Source organism: Paraburkholderia ribeironis, assembly GCF_900019265.1.
Taxonomy (GTDB): Bacteria; Pseudomonadota; Gammaproteobacteria; order Burkholderiales; family Burkholderiaceae; genus Paraburkholderia; species Paraburkholderia ribeironis.
Genome location: NZ_CYGX02000063.1, coordinates 1 through 15,798, shown reverse-complemented (window position 1 = coordinate 15,798; position 15,798 = coordinate 1). Strand labels below are relative to the sequence as shown.

At 63.5% G+C, this 15,798-nt stretch carries 15 protein-coding genes; 4 read left to right on the top strand and 11 right to left on the bottom strand.

Features of this window, described 5'->3' with window-relative positions; genetic code table 11:
• Positions 1-13 precede the first annotated feature (13 nt).
• The 5 genes from yjfF to BN2475_RS25480 all read right to left on the bottom strand — a co-directional run bounded on the left by yjfF (position 14) and on the right by BN2475_RS25480 (position 5,876).
• A complete protein-coding gene (gene yjfF / locus BN2475_RS25500) occupies positions 14-1,114 on the bottom strand; it encodes a galactofuranose ABC transporter, permease protein YjfF (protein WP_094782246.1) in 1,101 nt (366 codons plus the stop codon).
• Positions 1,111-2,154 (bottom strand): ABC transporter permease, encoded by a 1,044-nt coding sequence (locus BN2475_RS25495; protein ID WP_094782245.1) that lies wholly within the window; start codon positions 2,152-2,154, stop codon positions 1,111-1,113. The genes yjfF and BN2475_RS25495 overlap by 4 nt, the downstream gene beginning before the upstream one ends.
• Positions 2,151-3,794 carry a sugar ABC transporter ATP-binding protein gene (locus BN2475_RS25490; protein WP_094782244.1) on the bottom strand — a complete coding sequence of 548 codons (1,644 nt, stop codon included), beginning with the start codon at positions 3,792-3,794 and terminating at the stop codon, positions 2,151-2,153. Before BN2475_RS25490 ends, BN2475_RS25495 begins: the two co-directional genes overlap by 4 nt.
• Before the next feature lie 191 nt (positions 3,795-3,985).
• On the bottom strand, positions 3,986-4,972 hold the full coding sequence (locus BN2475_RS25485; RefSeq protein WP_094782280.1) for an ABC transporter substrate-binding protein: 987 nt from the start codon (positions 4,970-4,972) through the stop codon (positions 3,986-3,988).
• Between the two features lie 298 nt (positions 4,973-5,270).
• The gene (locus BN2475_RS25480) at positions 5,271-5,876 is read right to left on the bottom strand and encodes an alpha-ketoglutarate-dependent dioxygenase AlkB family protein (RefSeq protein WP_094782243.1); all 606 of its coding nucleotides are present in this window, start codon (positions 5,874-5,876) and stop codon (positions 5,271-5,273) included.
• Positions 5,877-6,016: 140 nt separating this feature from the next.
• Between BN2475_RS25480 and BN2475_RS25475 the strand changes: the two genes are divergently transcribed.
• Complete coding sequence (locus BN2475_RS25475; RefSeq protein ID WP_094782242.1) at positions 6,017-6,601, top strand: malonic semialdehyde reductase; 585 nt, start codon at positions 6,017-6,019, stop codon at positions 6,599-6,601.
• A gap of 40 nt (positions 6,602-6,641) precedes the next feature.
• Here BN2475_RS25475 and BN2475_RS25470 read toward each other — a convergent pair whose 3' ends face one another.
• Positions 6,642-6,980 (bottom strand): hypothetical protein, encoded by a 339-nt coding sequence (locus tag BN2475_RS25470; RefSeq protein WP_094782279.1) that lies wholly within the window; start codon positions 6,978-6,980, stop codon positions 6,642-6,644.
• A 388-nt stretch (positions 6,981-7,368) separates the two neighbouring features.
• Between BN2475_RS25470 and BN2475_RS25465 the strand changes: the two genes are divergently transcribed.
• On the top strand, positions 7,369-8,532 hold the full coding sequence (locus BN2475_RS25465) for a metallophosphoesterase (RefSeq protein WP_094782278.1): 1,164 nt from the start codon (positions 7,369-7,371) through the stop codon (positions 8,530-8,532).
• Between the two features lie 8 nt (positions 8,533-8,540).
• Here BN2475_RS25465 and BN2475_RS25460 read toward each other — a convergent pair whose 3' ends face one another.
• Positions 8,541-9,065, bottom strand: coding sequence for a hypothetical protein (locus BN2475_RS25460; protein ID WP_094782241.1), 525 nt, complete (start codon positions 9,063-9,065; stop codon positions 8,541-8,543).
• A 676-nt stretch (positions 9,066-9,741) separates the two neighbouring features.
• Here BN2475_RS25460 and BN2475_RS25455 point away from each other — a divergent pair.
• Positions 9,742-9,996, top strand: coding sequence for a GlsB/YeaQ/YmgE family stress response membrane protein (locus BN2475_RS25455; RefSeq protein ID WP_084585457.1), 255 nt, complete (start codon positions 9,742-9,744; stop codon positions 9,994-9,996).
• Between the two features lie 58 nt (positions 9,997-10,054).
• Here the strand turns inward: BN2475_RS25455 and scpC are convergent, their stop codons facing one another.
• From scpC to BN2475_RS25440, 3 genes are all read right to left on the bottom strand, one after another.
• Entirely contained in the window at positions 10,055-11,569 is a 1,515-nt protein-coding gene (scpC, locus tag BN2475_RS25450; RefSeq protein ID WP_094782240.1) for a succinyl-CoA:acetate CoA-transferase ScpC, read from the bottom strand.
• A 200-nt stretch (positions 11,570-11,769) separates the two neighbouring features.
• Positions 11,770-11,985, bottom strand: coding sequence for a hypothetical protein (locus BN2475_RS25445; RefSeq protein WP_094782239.1), 216 nt, complete (start codon positions 11,983-11,985; stop codon positions 11,770-11,772).
• A 165-nt stretch (positions 11,986-12,150) separates the two neighbouring features.
• On the bottom strand, positions 12,151-14,331 hold the full coding sequence (locus BN2475_RS25440) for an FUSC family protein (RefSeq protein WP_094782238.1): 2,181 nt from the start codon (positions 14,329-14,331) through the stop codon (positions 12,151-12,153).
• A 199-nt stretch (positions 14,332-14,530) separates the two neighbouring features.
• Here BN2475_RS25440 and BN2475_RS25435 point away from each other — a divergent pair, with 199 nt between their 5' ends.
• Positions 14,531-15,526 carry a LysR family transcriptional regulator gene (locus tag BN2475_RS25435; RefSeq protein WP_094782237.1) on the top strand — a complete coding sequence of 332 codons (996 nt, stop codon included), beginning with the start codon at positions 14,531-14,533 and terminating at the stop codon, positions 15,524-15,526.
• Positions 15,527-15,546: 20 nt separating this feature from the next.
• On the opposite strand, the gene BN2475_RS35085 is transcribed toward BN2475_RS25435, so the two are convergent.
• Positions 15,547-15,798: hypothetical protein (locus BN2475_RS35085; RefSeq protein WP_218023723.1), on the bottom strand; the 252-nt coding region annotated here is incomplete at its 5' end.

The following is a 15,798-nucleotide window of genomic DNA, read 5'->3' as shown; positions in this document are numbered from 1 at the left end:
GCACGCCGCGCGATCATGCCTGTTCCGGCGCGCGTCCAAGCACTTGCGAATCCGACGCCGTCGTCGACGTGTCGCTATGCGGTCGTTCACGTCCGGTGGTCGCCACTGCGCCGGTGCCGCCGGTACGCCCCACCGACTTCGCATGCCGCTCGATCAGCCGTTGCAACAAGCAGAACGCGCACAGCAGCGCGCCGATCACGATGCGCGTCCACCACGAGCTGAGCGTGCCGTCGAATGTGATCAGCGCCTGGATCGTGCCGAGTATGCCGACGCCGAACAGCGAGCCGATCACGTAGCCCACACCGCCCGTGAGCAGCGTGCCGCCGATCACGGTGGCCGCGATCGCGTCGAGCTCCATGCCCTGCCCCTGCAGGCCGTAGCCCGACAGCACGTAGAAGGTGAACACCGCGCCGCCGAGCGCGGAACAGAAGCCGCTCAGCCCATATACGCCAATGCGCGTGTGCGCGACCGGCAGGCCCATCAGCAACGCCGAACGCGGGTTACCGCCAATCGCGTACACGTTGCGGCCGAAACGCGTGAAGTGCGCGACGTAGATCGCGGCGGCGAGCGTCACCAGCGCGATCAGTACATTCGCCGTCACGGAGCCGATGCCGATGTTCAGGCGGTACGCCGAGATCTTCTGGAACGTCGGATCGCTGATGGTGATCGACTGCGTGGTGATCAGGAAACACAGGCCGCGTGCGAAGAACATGCCGGCCAGCGTCACGATGAACGCCTGCAGGCGAAAGAAGTGAATCAGCGCGCCCTGCACGACGCCGAACACCGTACCCATCAGCAGCACGATCGGGATGATTACCCAGACGGACAGATGCATGTGCTCGGCCAGCACCGCCTCGACGATGGTCGTCAGCGCGACCACCGAGCCCACCGACAGATCGATGCCGCCGGACACGATCACGAAGGTCATGCCGATCGCGACGATCAGCAGAAACGCGTTGTCGACCAGCAGATCGAGCAGCACCTGCCCCGAGAAGAAGCCGGTGTACATCACCGAGCCGAAACCGAACAGCGCGCAGAACAGCAGGATCGTGACGGCGATCGGCAGCGTGCGCGGATCGACGACACGGGCCAACGCTTCGAGCAGTCGTTTCATCGTGCCACCCCGCGTTGCCTGATGATCGAGCTTCCGACCGACATCGCCAGCGCACGCGCCGCCGGCGACTGGATCACGCTGACCGCGAGCACCACCGCCGCCTTGACGACGAGCGTCGCTTCGGGCGGCACGCCAATCGAATACGTCGTATAGGTCAGCGTCTGGATGATCAGCGCGCCGAGCACCGTGCCCGCGAAACTGAAGCGGCCGCCGAGCAGCGACGTGCCGCCGAGCGTCACCGCGAGAATCGCGTCGAGTTCGAGCAGCAGGCCGGCATTGTTGCCGTCGGCGCTGCGCACATTCGAGCTGATCAGGATGCCGGCCATCGCGGCGGTCAAACCCGAGAAGCTGTACACCGCGAACACGAGCGCCTTGGAGCGCAGGCCGACCAGACGCGTCGCGACCGGATTGACGCCGATCGCGCGAATGAAAAGCCCGAGCGCCGTCCCTTCGACGAGCGCGGCGGTAGCCAGCACGGCCACCGTGGCGATCCAGACCGAACAGGGCACGCCGAGCCAGTAGCCGCCGCCGACGAACAGATAGCCGGCCGCGCCGATCGGAATGATCTGCCCGGCTGTCAGCAACTGCGCGATGCCACGACCGGCGACCATCAGGATCAACGTGGCGATGATCGGCTGCATGCCGACGAACGACACCAGCAGGCCGTTCCACATGCCGCTCAGCAAGCCGACGAGCAACGCGGCCACCAGCGCCTGCACGATCAACCCCGCGCCCGGCACGGGTTGCGTCGCGAGGATCGTGGCTGCGGCGGCGCCCGCGATCGCCACCACCGCGCCGACCGAAATGTCGATGCCGCGCGTCGCGATCACGAGCGTCATGCCGATCGCGACGAGCACCAGCGGCGCGGCGCGATTCAGCACGTCGATCGGCGCGCCGAACAGATGGCCGTCGAGCATGCGCAGCGACAGGAAATGCGGATTGACCCACAGGTTCAGGATGCACAGCAACGCGAGCGTGACGCACGGCCAGAGCAACGGACGCTCGACGCCGTCACGGGCGAACCAGTTCGATAGCTTCATTCGCCGCTCCCCGCGATGAGTCGATAGATGTTGTCCTCGTTCGATGCCTTGCCGGCGACCTCCGCGATCTTGCGACGGTCGCGCAGCACCGCGACGCGATGGCTGACCCGCAGCACCTCGCCGATTTCCGACGAAATGAACAGGATGCTCAGACCATTCGCGCACAGCGCGAGCAGGCGATCCATGATGTCGAACTTGGCGGCGACGTCGATACCGCGCGTGGGTTCGTCGAGAATCAGCAGCTTGGGATCGGTCGCGAGCCAGCGCGCCAGCAGCGCTTTCTGCTGGTTGCCGCCGGACAGCAGGGCGATCGGCTGCTCGGCGTCCGCGGCCTTGATGCCGAGCCGCTCGATCCACAGATCGGCCAGCTCGCGGGCGCGCTGCCGGCTGATCTTGCGCAACCAGCCGCGCCGCGCCTGTAGCGCCAGCATGATATTTTCGCGGATCGACAGCTCGGCGACGATGCCCTCTTTCTTGCGGTCTTCCGCGCAATAGCCGATGCGGTGATGGACCGCATCGCGTGGCGAACGTAGCCGCACCGGTTGCCCTTCCACAAGCATCGTGCCGCTGTCCGCGCGGTCCGCGCCGAACAGCAGGCGCGCGGTTTCCGTGCGGCCCGAGCCGAGCAAGCCGGCGAGACCGAGAATCTGCCCGGGCTGAACCTCGAGGTCGATGGGCTGAAGCGTGCCGCGCCGTCCGACGCCGCGCAGCTCGACGAACGGCTGACCCGCCTGTGCGTCCTGTGCGTCCTGCGCATCTTCGTGGGAGTCGTGCGCGGCGTGCGCGGCGTGCCCTTCGTGGGCGGCTTCGCGCAAACGCGCGCTCATGCGCTCGTGGCCGACCATCTTCGACACCAGCTGATCGGCCGGCAGATCACGCGCGAGGTATTCGCCTTCGCGCTCGCCGTTGCGCATCACCGTAATGCGGTCGGAGATCGCGTAGGTCTGTTCGATGAAATGCGTGACGAACAGAATCGCGATGCCCGATTGCTTAAGATGCCGAAGTATTTTGAAAAGCTGCGCGACTTCGCTGTCGTCGAGACTCGAAGTCGGCTCGTCGAGAATCAGCACGCGGGCGTCGACCGACAGCGCCCGCGCGATCGCCACCATCTGCTGCACGGCGATCGGATACGCGTCGAGCGAGCGCGTCACGTCGAGCGTCACATCCAGACGCGCCAGCGCGGCCTGGGCGCGCCGCTTGATGTCGGGCCAGTCGATCGCGCCGAAGCGGCGCGGCTGCCGTCCGGCGAAAATATTCTCCGCCACCGACAGGTTCGGGCACAGGTTCACTTCCTGATAGAGCGTGCGCACGCCGGCCGCTTCGGCCTCCTGCGGCGACGCGAAAGCGACCACCTCGCCGCCGAGGCGGATCGTGCCGGCATCCGGCGCGACCACGCCGGTGAGCACGTTGATCAAGGTGGATTTGCCGGCGCCGTTCTGTCCCATCAACGTATGAATCTCGCCGGGAAAGAGACGGAAATCGACCTGCTGCAGCGCCTTCACGCCGGGGAATGTCCTGCTGACGCCAGAGGTGGCGAGAAGGGGTTCGGGCAAAGATACGGCGCGCCCGGTGCCACTCGCGCCCGGCGCGAGCGCGCCGTGATGCACCGGCTGATTCGGTTCTGAAGCGGGATGGGTCATGGACCTCGCTCGATCGGCTATGCGTGGTTCGGCAGGCTCCGGTGGCGTTCATCTGAAAAGAGACCGCCCGCTGCCGAAGCAACGCGGGCGGCCAGGCACCACTGGAGAAACCTGTTCGATCTGTCCGTACTGTGCATCTCCCGGGCGCCGCGTGAGCGGCGCCCTTCGTTAGGACAACCTGATAGTTCGCCTCAGTACTTGCGCGTCGGCAGAGTCTGCGCGGCAACGCTCATCGGGAAGACGGTCTCTTCCGTCAGGATGCGCTTGGGCAACGGCTTGCCGGCCACGACGTCCTTCACCGCGGACATCAACTGCGGCCCGAGCAATGGGCTGCACTCCACATCCACGTTCATCTTGCCCGCGGCCATCGCCTGGAAGCCGCCTTTGGTCGCATCGAACGAAACGACGATGGGGTCCTTGCCCGGATGCATGCCGGCCTCTTCCATGGCCTGGATGGCACCGAGCGCCATATCGTCGTTATGCGCATAAACTACGTTAATTTTATTCCCATAGGTTTTTATAAACGCTTCCATGACCTGCTTGCCGCCGGCCAGTGTGAAATCACCGCTTTGCGACGCGATGATTTTGAACTTGGGATCGCTCTTGATCACTTCGATCAGACCGGAGTGCCGGTCGTTGGCAGGTGCCGAGCCGACCGTGCCCTGAAGTTCGGCGATGTTGATCGGCCCTTTGTCGTCCTTATAGTGCTCAGCGAGCCAATGGCCGCCGCGCCGACCTTCTTCCAGGAAGTCGGAACCAATCATCGTCACATACAGCGATGTGTCTTTCACGTCGATGTTGCGGTCGGTGAGAATCACCGGAATATTCGCGGCTTTCGCTTCGCGCAACACGGGTTCCCAACCGGATTCGACGACCGGCGAAAATGCGATCACATCCACTTTCTGCGCGATGTACGAGCGGATCGCCTTGATCTGGTTTTCCTGCTTCTGCTGCCCGTCGGAGAATTTGAGCTTGATCTTCGCGTCCGCTGCGGCGGACTTGATCGATTCGGTGTTGGCGGTTCGCCATGCGCTTTCTGCGCCAACCTGCGCGAAGCCGAGGGTAATCTGTTTGTCTTGCGCGAAAGCGCCCGGCGTAGCCAGCGTCAGCGCGCCGATGCCCGCGGAAAGTGCGATTGCGCCCAACGCACGACACGCGGCACGTCGTGTATTCGCCATGACTGTCTCCTGTTCGTTGTTGTGTAGGCGACCCAGCGAACCTGCCCAGCGCTTGCGGCCCGTACGGTGCATGGATCGTGATGTAGCGTACTGTGTGAGGCGTTACCCGTCCAATCATATGATTCGCATCGACGATACCAATTTTGGTATAGCGCGCGGGATCGATATGGCGGGAAATGAGCGCTAGTTTGTTGGGCGTGAAACGCACGCAGCGCGGCGGCACGACCGGGCGTTGATGTGCTGAGTGGAGCCCGCCGCTGAACCACCGGACAAGCCGGTGCCCGTCCGATTGGATGACTCACTGGGCAGCCGCGACCGCTCGCGGCGTCACCCAGCGAAACGTCAGGTTGATACGCTCGCCACTCACGCGCGGCTCCTTCGGCACCCGATGCCGCCACTGTGCCTGCGTGTCGCCCTTCATCACCAGCAGACTGCCGCCCTTCAGCGAATAGGACTGCACGACGCCGGTCTTGTTGTGTCGCAAATCGAAAGTGCGCGCGACGCCCAGGCTGACCGACGCGATCACCGGCCGGGCGCCGAGCTCGGGTTCGCGGTCCGCGTGCCAGCCCATGCTGTCGTTGCCGCTGCGGTAGCGGTTGATCAGCACGCTGTTGAAGCGCGCGCCGCAGACAGCCTCGGCGGCGGCCTTGAGCTGCGCGACGGCAGGCGTCCACGGCTGGGGCACGTTGCGAATGCCCGAGTAGACGTACACCGCGTCCGGCTCGCCCTGCCACGCGGTCAGACGCGGCAGCGGCACGCGGCCGGCGGGCGTGCCGATCATGTCCTGACGCCATTGCACTTCGTCGATCAGTTGCGTCAACGCCTGCGCCGCCGCGTCGGGCGTGAGCCAGTCGGGATACCAGTCGACCTCGGGCGTCGGCAGGTGGTCGAAAAGATCGGTCATGAGTGTCTGGATGCGATCGTGCGGGCAAAGCGAGCGTGGGCGGGAACCCTGGCTATTATGGCGGCAACGGCGAATACGCTCATCCGCACAGGTTGCGCTGTTATTCCAGTCTCACTTCTGATTTTCAACGGACCACCATCATGACCCTTTCCGATCAGGCGCTCGATCAACTTTTTCGTGAAGCGCGCACGCATAACGGCTGGCAGCCCAAACCAGTCGACGATGCCATGCTCAGGCAGCTCACCGAACTGGCGCTGCTCGGCCCGACCTCGGCCAATTCGAGCCCGGGCCGCTTCGTTTTCGTCAAGACGCCGCAAGCCAAGGAAAAGCTGCGCCCGGCTTTGTCGGCAGGCAATCTCGACAAGACGATGGCGGCGCCGGTCACGGTGATCGTCGGGATGGATATGGCGTTTTACGAGCATCTGCCGAAATTGTTTCCGCATGCGGACGCGCGCAGCTGGTTCGTCGGCAACGACAAGGCGATCGCGGATACCGCGTTTCGCAATTCCACGCTGCAAGGCGGCTATCTGATTCTCGCGGCCCGCGCGCTCGGTCTCGACACGGGTCCGATGTCGGGCTTCGACGGCGCCAAGGTCGACGACGCGTTCTTTGCCGGCACGACGGTGAAGTCGAACTTCCTGATCAATCTCGGCTACGGCGACCCGTCGAAGCTGCACGCACGCGGCCCGCGCTTCTCGTTCGACGAAGCGGCCCGGATCGTCTGACGCACGGCGCGTGGCGCGGCGGCGCGTGCGGGCCACTAGCTCAGGTCAACAGCGCCACGTAGAACACCATGGCGCCGATCAACGCGCCGATAAAGCAGAAGCCCTCTTCGGCCTCGTCGCCGTTCGAACGCAACCACGCGCCGACGACGCCAAACAGCCCCGCGATGCCCAGCGCGACGCACACCATCACCACATCGAATAGCGCGCTTTTGCCCAGCTCGGAGAAGTCGATGTTGCGCACGCCGAAGTACAGCGCGAGGGCCATCAACGAAATGCCTACGAGAGGCAGCATCACATGACTGCCCTCACGTCCGACATGATGCGCATGGTGCGCATCATGCGGGTCGCGCAATTGATGGCCCGATCGGAGCAGCTTCATGATGTGCATCCCCCTTCGCCTTGTGCCCTTTGGCGGCGACTAGACCAGTCGCTGTCGCCCCGCTGCGGGGCTACGACATGCTGGTTTATTTCGAGCATAGTCCACTCGCGAATACAATTCAAAGCCCATTTAATTGGGCCGCGGGCGACGCCTGAATAAGCCCTGGTATCGAGCCCATGCGCACAGGTGGATTGCTGCAATGCATGGCCCGCCTGCACGCCTTTTCACGCACTGAAGCATATGGCTTGCCCGCTGCAAATCCGGCAGCGTCGGCAAGCGCTGCGACATGCCGGTAGAATGTTTCGCCACGGCCGCCAGCGCATCGGTGCCGCCGACGATTCGCCGCCGCTCGTCCGCGCGTCGGCTGCTTCCCGCCTTGATCCTCGCTATGCGCCGCTCACCGTTCTTTGTTCGCATCATCGCGATTGGCATTCTGCTGCATCTCTACGTCGGCTTGCGTCTGATCCCGGACATGCCGATCGACAGCACGGGTCGCTGGCTGAGCGCGCTGTGGCTCGTGATGTCGATCTTTCTGATCCCGCTGGGCATGTTGGCACGCAGCATCAAGCGGCAACCGCTCGCCGACCGGCTTGCATGGGTCGGGCTGCTGGCGATGGGCTTCTTCTCGTCGCTGCTGGTGCTGACATTCGCACGCGACCTGATGCTCGCATCGCTGCTGACCATCGATGCAATCTGGCCTGGCACCATCGCCATCGGCCACTGGCGGATTGGCTCGGCGGCGGCGGTGCCGCTGCTCGCGCTGCTGTCGACGCTGGTCGGCCTGTTCAACGCACGTCGCCGCGCCCGGGTGGTGACGATCGCGGTGCCGATCGACGATTTGCCGGCTGCGCTCGATGGCTTCACGATCGTCCAGATCAGCGATATTCATGTCGGACCGACCATCAAAGGCCGCTATGTGGACGCGATCGTCGACGCCGTGAACCGGCTGAAGCCAGATCTGATTGCCGTAACCGGCGACGTGGTGGACGGCACCGTGTCGCAATTGACCCGACACACGCAACCGCTGTCGCGGCTCAGCGCGCGTCATGGCGCGTTTCTCGTCACCGGCAACCACGAGTATTACGCTGGCGCCGATGCCTGGATCGACGAATTCCGGCGACTGGGACTGAACGTACTGCTTAACGAGCACGTGATCGTGGACCACGACGGCGCGCGCGCGGTGATTGCGGGCGTGACCGATTATTCCGCGGGTCATCACGACCCGTCGCATCGCAGCGATCCCGCTGCGGCGCTGGCCGGTGCGCCCGGCGATGTGCTGATCAAGGTGCTGCTCGCCCACCAGCCGCGCTCCGCCGAAGCCGCTGCGGCAGCGGGCTTCACGCTGCAGTTGTCGGGTCACACGCACGGTGGCCAGTTCTTCCCGTGGAATTTCTTCGTGCGGCTTCAGCAGCCATTCACCGCGGGTCTTGCACGTCTGAACGGATTGTGGGTGTACACGAGCCGAGGCACCGGCTACTGGGGGCCGCCGAAGCGTCTGGGCGCGCCGTCGGAAATCACACGCTTGCGGCTTGTACCGGGCGAGCCCGACTAACGCCTCGATTACTGCGCGGGCGTCACCGCCACGCTGACTTGCGGCGCGAACGTCACGGCCATGCGCATGCCCGGCGTGACATTGGCGACCGCTGCCGGCTCACGGCTCCGGATATGGAACACTGCGCCGTCCGTGCGCTTTAGCGCCAACACGCCGCTTGCGTGATCAACCACCTCGACCTCGGCGGCCACGTACTGCGTCGTGTCACGCTCGACCGACGGGGCAAGCTTTGCTTGAGCGCCAACGGCATGCGTGGGCCGGATCACCGCGTTGCGGATCATCCGGACGTGGACCTTGCCACCTTGCCTGATCTGCGCGAGATTGCGGGCGTCCGTGACCGTGAATGAACCTTCGCCGCCGTGCATGTCGATCACGGTGAGCGACTGCTTCGCCAGGTCGACCGATTTCACGACGCCATCTGCCTGCAACGTGCTGCTGCCTTCGAACGGTGCGGGCAAATCCGCTGCGCACGACAGGAGCGGAGCAATCGCGATCAACACGCCGGCAACGATGCCGGAAGCTTTGACTTTCATACATTCCTCAATTGGGCCGAGCGGTGGACAAGCGGCGATGTCATGCGGGTGGAGTGCGCGGGATTCATTGCACGAAGACAGTCGAAACATGCGCGAGCGGAATCGCGAAAATCGCAAAACGCACAAAGCAACGTAAAACGCGTGCAAGAAAACGCGCAACCTGACTTGAACTCCGCAGCGACACGACGCGTTCAGAAATATCCAGCCAGTGTGTTTTCCGGGATGAAGGCCGTCAATATTCGGAGTCCGTATTGATGATAGGATTGTTCTGCGGCGCCAATGGAAACTTCTTAGACGCGCTGAGGATTTGGACGCGTCGCTGTCACGCTCCCGATTCACACGGCGCGAAGTGAGCCGCACGATCTACTCGGCGCCGGCGTCGAGCGCGAACTCTGGTTCGCGAACATGGGTTGCCAACCGTCTTGCCGCGAGGCCAACGCCGACAAAATCCACATTAGCACTCCATCTCCGGCGTCAGTTGAATCGCGAGAGATGTCCAACCGACGCCCGAGTGAGCGACCGTGCCTTACTCCCCATGTGTGCGCGCATCGTCTACACTTAGCTTGCAACAGATTCAGACAGTGTTAATTCCGCGTCCTGCTCATGGACTGTCCCATGACCTTCGACTAAGCTCTATCACCGTGATTTGCTCACACTCAACCATGGAGTCTCGAATATGGAACACGGCATCATTGCATGGCTCATCATCGGCGCGATCGCGGGCTGGCTCGCAGGCGTGCTGGTCAAGGGCGGAGGCTTCGGCCTGATCGTCGACATCATCGTCGGCATCGTCGGCGCGTTCATCGGCGGCTGGCTCGCCGGTGTGCTGCATATTTCGCTTGGCGGTGGCTGGATCGGCTCGATCATCACCGCTGTGATCGGCGCGGTCATTCTGTTGTTTCTTATCCGGCTCGTCCGACGAGGCAGCTGAGCCCAGCATCTGATGTCCCGAAGCGTCAGGGGCGAATGCCACCTGACGCTTCGTTCGTTCAACGACCTGCTTTCATTGCCGGCAACATCGAGCCGGTGTCACGCAGCCGCATATGCCAGGCGAAAGCCTGATCCAACTGATGCGGTGTTTGCCCGCCCCACTTCAATGCGTCCCGATAGTAGTCGCGCAACAGATCGCGATACAGCGGATGCGCGCAGTTTTCGATGATCAACGTCGCGCGTTCGCGTGGCGCCAATCCGCGCAGATCGGCCAGACCCTGCTCCGTCACGACCACGTCCACGTCATGTTCGTTGTGGTCGCAATGCGGCACCATCGGCACGATGCTCGAAATGCGGCCGGCCTTCGCGATCGACTTGGTGGCGAAGATCGCACACGACGCGTTGCGCGCGAAATCGCCCGAACCGCCGATGCCGTTCATCATGTGTGTGCCGCCCACGTGCGTCGAATTGACGTTGCCGTAGATGTCCAGTTCGAGCGCCGTATTCAACGCGATCAGACCGAGCCGCCGAATCACTTCGGGATGGTTGCTGACTTCCTGCGGACGCAGCACGAGCCGGTCCCGGTAGCGCTCGAGTTCGCCGAACACCTGCGCCTGGCGCGCGGCCGACAACGTGATCGATGCGCCCGATGCAAAGGTCACCTTGCCGGCGTCCATCAGATCGAAGGTCGAATCCTGCAGGACTTCCGAGTAAATTTCGAAGGCGTCGAAAGGCGCATCGACGAAGCCGGCCAGCACCGCGTTCGCAATCGTGCCGATACCCGCCTGCAACGGCGGCAAGTGCCCGGGCATGCGACCACGCGACACTTCGTGCTGGAAAAACTCGATCAGATGACCGGCGATCAAGCGGGTTTCCTCGTCCGCCGGCAGCACCGTCGACGAACTGTCGGGCATATTGGTGATGACGATGGCGGCGACCTTTTCGGGCGCAATCTCGATGGCCGGTGTGCCGACGCGATCTTGCGCACGAACGATCGGCAGCGGCTCGCGGTGCGGCCGGCGGCCCGGAATCCAGATGTCGTGCAAGCCCTCGAGCGCGAGCGGCTGCGCAAGATTGATTTCGACGATCACCTTGTCGGCGAGAATCGCGAAGCTGGCCGAATTGCCGACCGACGTGGTTGGCACGATGCCGCCGGTTTCGGTGATCGCGGCGGCTTCGATAATGGCGACGTCGAGCTTGCCGAGCTGGTTCGCGCGCAGCATCTCGACGGTTTCCGACAGGTGCTGATCGACGAACATGACTTCACCGCGATTGATCGCGTCGCGTAGCGTCTTGTCCACCTGGAACGGCAGTCGGCGCGCGAGCACGTGCGCCTCGGTGAGCATGCGATCCACGTCATGGCCGAGCGATGCGCCGGTCATCAACGTGATACGTAGCGGCTCGCCTTCCTGACGCGCCCGCTCGGCCAGCGCGACCGGCACGACCTTGGCATCGCCCGCGCGTGTGAAGCCGCTCGCGCCAACGCGCATGCCGTCCTGGATCAGAAGCGCCGCTTCGGCGGCCGAGGTAATTTTTCCGCGCAGCGCGGCACAACGAATCCGGTCTTCGTACATGAAACTGAGTCTCTCCATGGTCACCAGTCCGGGCTGCCGGTGCGCACGTCTGTGGTGTGCTTGTCCCGGTAGCCGGAGTGTTGTACCCGCCGCGGCGTTTCGATAGAACGGCGTCGCGGCCAGGTGTCGTGTCGCGCTCGATGTGCGCGCGACGGGTCTTGCGGGTGCTTCGGGTGCTTCGGGTGCTTGGGCAGCGCTGCTTAGCTGCCGAAGTAAAGGCTACAGAAGCTCACGGGACCGACGCACTCTTCGGCCGTGGTCTTCGGCGCGGCAATGCGGCCTCGCGCAGCGCCGTCGTCGGCGCGTTGCGCGTGGGCATCGGCAAGCTGTTGCTCCGCTGCGGCCGGCGCCGTTTGCGCATGCGCGACAACGGCGCACAACGAGCAGGCGATCAGGAGCATCTTCAACACTTTCATTTCCTTCTCCAAAACCCACAGCTATCGCGTGGCACCGGTGAGACTATATGGCTGTCACCTGCGCGGATTAACGGGGCTACCCGGAAATGATCTTTCCATCTAGCAGAAAGATCGATGTAAGATCGACGTGGAATCGACGCGAGGGACGGCTTTAGCACGCGTCGCTTAGCGTGCGTTGAACGGTGCGTCCTTGTCGAGCAACGCGGTACGGATGAAGTGCAGGCAACTGAGAATGCGTTGCAGGTCGTGACGCTTGTCGCGATCCGTGTGCACGGTTTGCAGCATGTCCTGTGCAATCCACGTCGCCAAACGCACCGAGACGAGCGCGCGCTCGAGCGCGCGTGTGCCGGGTCGCGCGAACAGCCGCGCGAGGTCTTTGCAGGTACGCTCGATGGCGCTGCTCCAGTGTGGATGAAGGACCCGCGCGTAACCGGCGAGTGTCGCTTCGTTGCGCAGATCGATCACGGCGTGACCGACTTCGAGTGTGGCGAGCATCCAGCGCAACGCGTCGCGTCGACGCCGTGAGCGCCGCGTCAATAGCATGCGCAGCTGCGACGTCAGATCGTGCGTGCTCGACTGGAAGCGCTGGTTGAGTCCCGGCAATTCATCATTGCAGGCGGCCACGACTTGCGAGCGCAAGTCGCCCATGATTCGCTCGATGAGCCACGGCATGTCGGATGGAAAGACCACGGCGAAAACGAGCGCCGCCAGCAGCATCGACGCAGTGAGCGCGATGCCATTGTTGATCAGCAGATCCGGCGCATAGTCGAGCACGTTGTCCGGTCCGGCGAGCAGACAAAAGAAGACCGAAAAGCCGATGCCAAATCCCGCTGCGCGTTTGCGCGTCGCGATGAACGCGCCCAACGCAAGCACCGGCGCGAGCATCGTGCAAAGCAACGGGAAACCGTCGATATTCGGATACACGTAGCACATGAAGAGGTAGCCGGTCAGCGTCGCCAGCACGGCGCCGAACGCCATCTGCACGGCCATCTTCGTCGGGTTCGGCGCGGTGGAGGTCAGCGCGCACGCGAGCGCCGCACCGATCATCGCCAGGCCTCCTGCTGGCCAGGCGGTGACGATCCAGAACCAGCCGGCAATCGCCATCACCACGGCGGAGCGCACGAACACGACCGCGACGACGAAGCCGTTCGTGTGGCTCACGTAGCGACCGGGGCTGCGCTGCGCGCTTGCGACCTTGCGTTGTGCCAACGACGCGTATGTCTCCGAGTAGCGCCCCCACTCGTCGATGAAACGGTAGAGCAGTTCCGCCGCCGTATCGAAGTCCGCCAGCGATTCGGGGGGTGCGGCTTCGAGCGGCCGTCTGGTTTCGCGCACGCGTCGTGGCAGGTTCGCCTGAAAGAGACGCAGATGGCCCGCGACGTGCGATGCATCGAGGGCGGCCCCGGCCCGTGGCGTCAGCAGCGCGGCCAGTTCGTGGAAGTATGGCCTGAGTGCCGCGAGCATCGATGCCGACCCCGTTGCGCGCAAGCGTTTGAGTAGTTGATGCAGCGCGTGCAGACGTGCGCACGCATCCATGAACTCACTGTTCAGACGGCCGAGATGCTGACTGCGGGAACGCATCGCCGGATCCTCGAAGGCGGCAAAGATGCGCGTCGCCTCGAAGCCGACGATCTCGTCGACGAGATCCGCGAACCGGCGCTCGAATTGACTTCGCGCGATGCCGCGATCGAGCACGTCGGCAGCGAACGCAGTAAAATTTGCGAACCTGTTCTGCAACGCGCGTCGCAGTGCAAGGCTGGAGCGTTGGGGCACGATCGACGCACTCACTGCGCTCGAACACACGATGCCGATGGTCACCTCGGCCGCACGCGTGAGCGCCGCGAGAAACAGATCGTGAGGCGCCGTGACATTCGGAATGCCGATCAGCGCAGCGGTGTACCCCGCCAGCACAAAACCGTACCATCTGAAATGCCGATACCGGACCGCCGCAGCGATACAGGCGCTCACCCACCCGATCATGCCGAGCATGTACAGTTCGGGCTGCTGGACGAACAGCGCGCCGAGCGCGAGCGCGGCGATCGTCCCCACCGCCGTCCCGAGAATCCGGTAGAAACTTTTGGCGAGGACCATCCCGCTGAACGGTTGCATCAACACGAACACTGTGGTCATCGCAATGCGCGGTTGGGGCAGATCGAGCAGCATCGCAATGCCCAGCGCCAGCAGACCTGCGGTGACGGTTTTCAGCAGATGCAGCCAGATCAGACCGTCGCTGAACGCCCAGTCGCGAATGGCGGCACTGAACGTTTGCCGCCCGAACGCATGTCCCATGACGCGCCACGGCCGGAGGGTGTTCGCCATCGGTTTGATCGCGTGTTGGCGTTTCATCTGCAGGCAATTCACCCCGGTTGATCGCTGAAAGAAGCGCGGGCGAAGACTGCACGCACCGGCCGACAAGGCGCCGATTTTAGGAGCATGCTATGGGCGCATTAAGAGGACAGGCCCGGAACGTCCCTTCCAGAACCGACAACAATGCGGCCCCAGGGCAGGCGGACAATACGGCTTCTGCCGTGAAACAGAAGGATTGATGGATACGTTACAAAATATGCGCGTGTTCGTGCGCGTAGTCGAAGCCGGTAGTTTTACGGCCGCCGCGCAGTCGCTCAATTCGACGACGGGCGCCATGTCTCGCGCGGTCTCGGAGCTTGAGGCCCACCTGCGTACGCGGTTGCTGAACCGCTCGACGCGACGGCTCGCGCTCACCACCGCCGGCGAGCGCTACCTGAAGCGATCCCAGCAGATACTCGCCGATGTCGACATCGCTGAAGAGGAAGCCAGTTGCGCGCACGAGCGCCCCACTGGCGCTTTGCGCATGCATAGCTTCGCAAGCATCGGCCAGCATTATGTGCTGCCGGCGATCTCGCGCTATCGCGCGCTCTACCCGGAGGTGACTGTCGAGTTGACGTTGTCGCAGCGCATGCCCGATCTTTTCGAAGGCAGTGCTGATGTCGCCGTGATCGGTGCATCGATTCTGCCGAATTCGGATCTGGTGTCGCTGCCGCTGGGGACGACTTTCAGCATCCTGTGCGCATCACCGGCGTATGTGCGCGCGCATGGCGCGCCGCAAAAACCGGGCGATCTCGCTCATCACGAGTGTTTGATCCTGCATACGCCGGCGTTTCCGCCGCACGAATGGGTACTCGATGGCCCAAATGGCAGCGAAATAATGGAAGTAAATGGTCCGGTGCACGTGAACATCGCGGAGTCGTTGATTGTCGCGATTCGCGAAGGGATGGGTATCGGCATGGTGCCGCTTTACGCGGCCATTTCCGGATTGCGCGATGGCACGTTAGTACGCGTGTTGCCGGAATATACGCTGCAAAAGATGAACGTTTATGCGCTGTATCCATCGCGCAAGTTCATTGATGCAAAGACGCGGACGTGGGTCGAGTTCCTGCGCACGCATCTGCCGAAAGTCATTGCGCGTGATGAAGCGTTGCTTGCTGAAGTGGGGCAAGCTTATTCTGGCGATGCCGAGTTGCCTGTCGGCGCAAACGGCCTCGGGGATATTGCCACGCAATGATTCGGGATTGACGATGTGCACTAACGCTTGCGGATAGGCACGGCGGTGCTGAGAGCAGAAGCGTTGTTTGCTGTGTATGCAACGCTTATGCGCCAGGAAGTGTCGTGTACGGTGTTTTTCCGGCCGCGTTTCCGTTTCGCGCTCGCGCTGTCGTTGCGTGAAGCGCCGGCTGCAGGGTCCTGCAGGATCTGCCGGTACCGCTTCGCGCCGCGCGCCCGGCGCGCGTAAACGCAGAAACCCCACCGGCGGTCCGGTGGGGTTTCTGGTTGCTG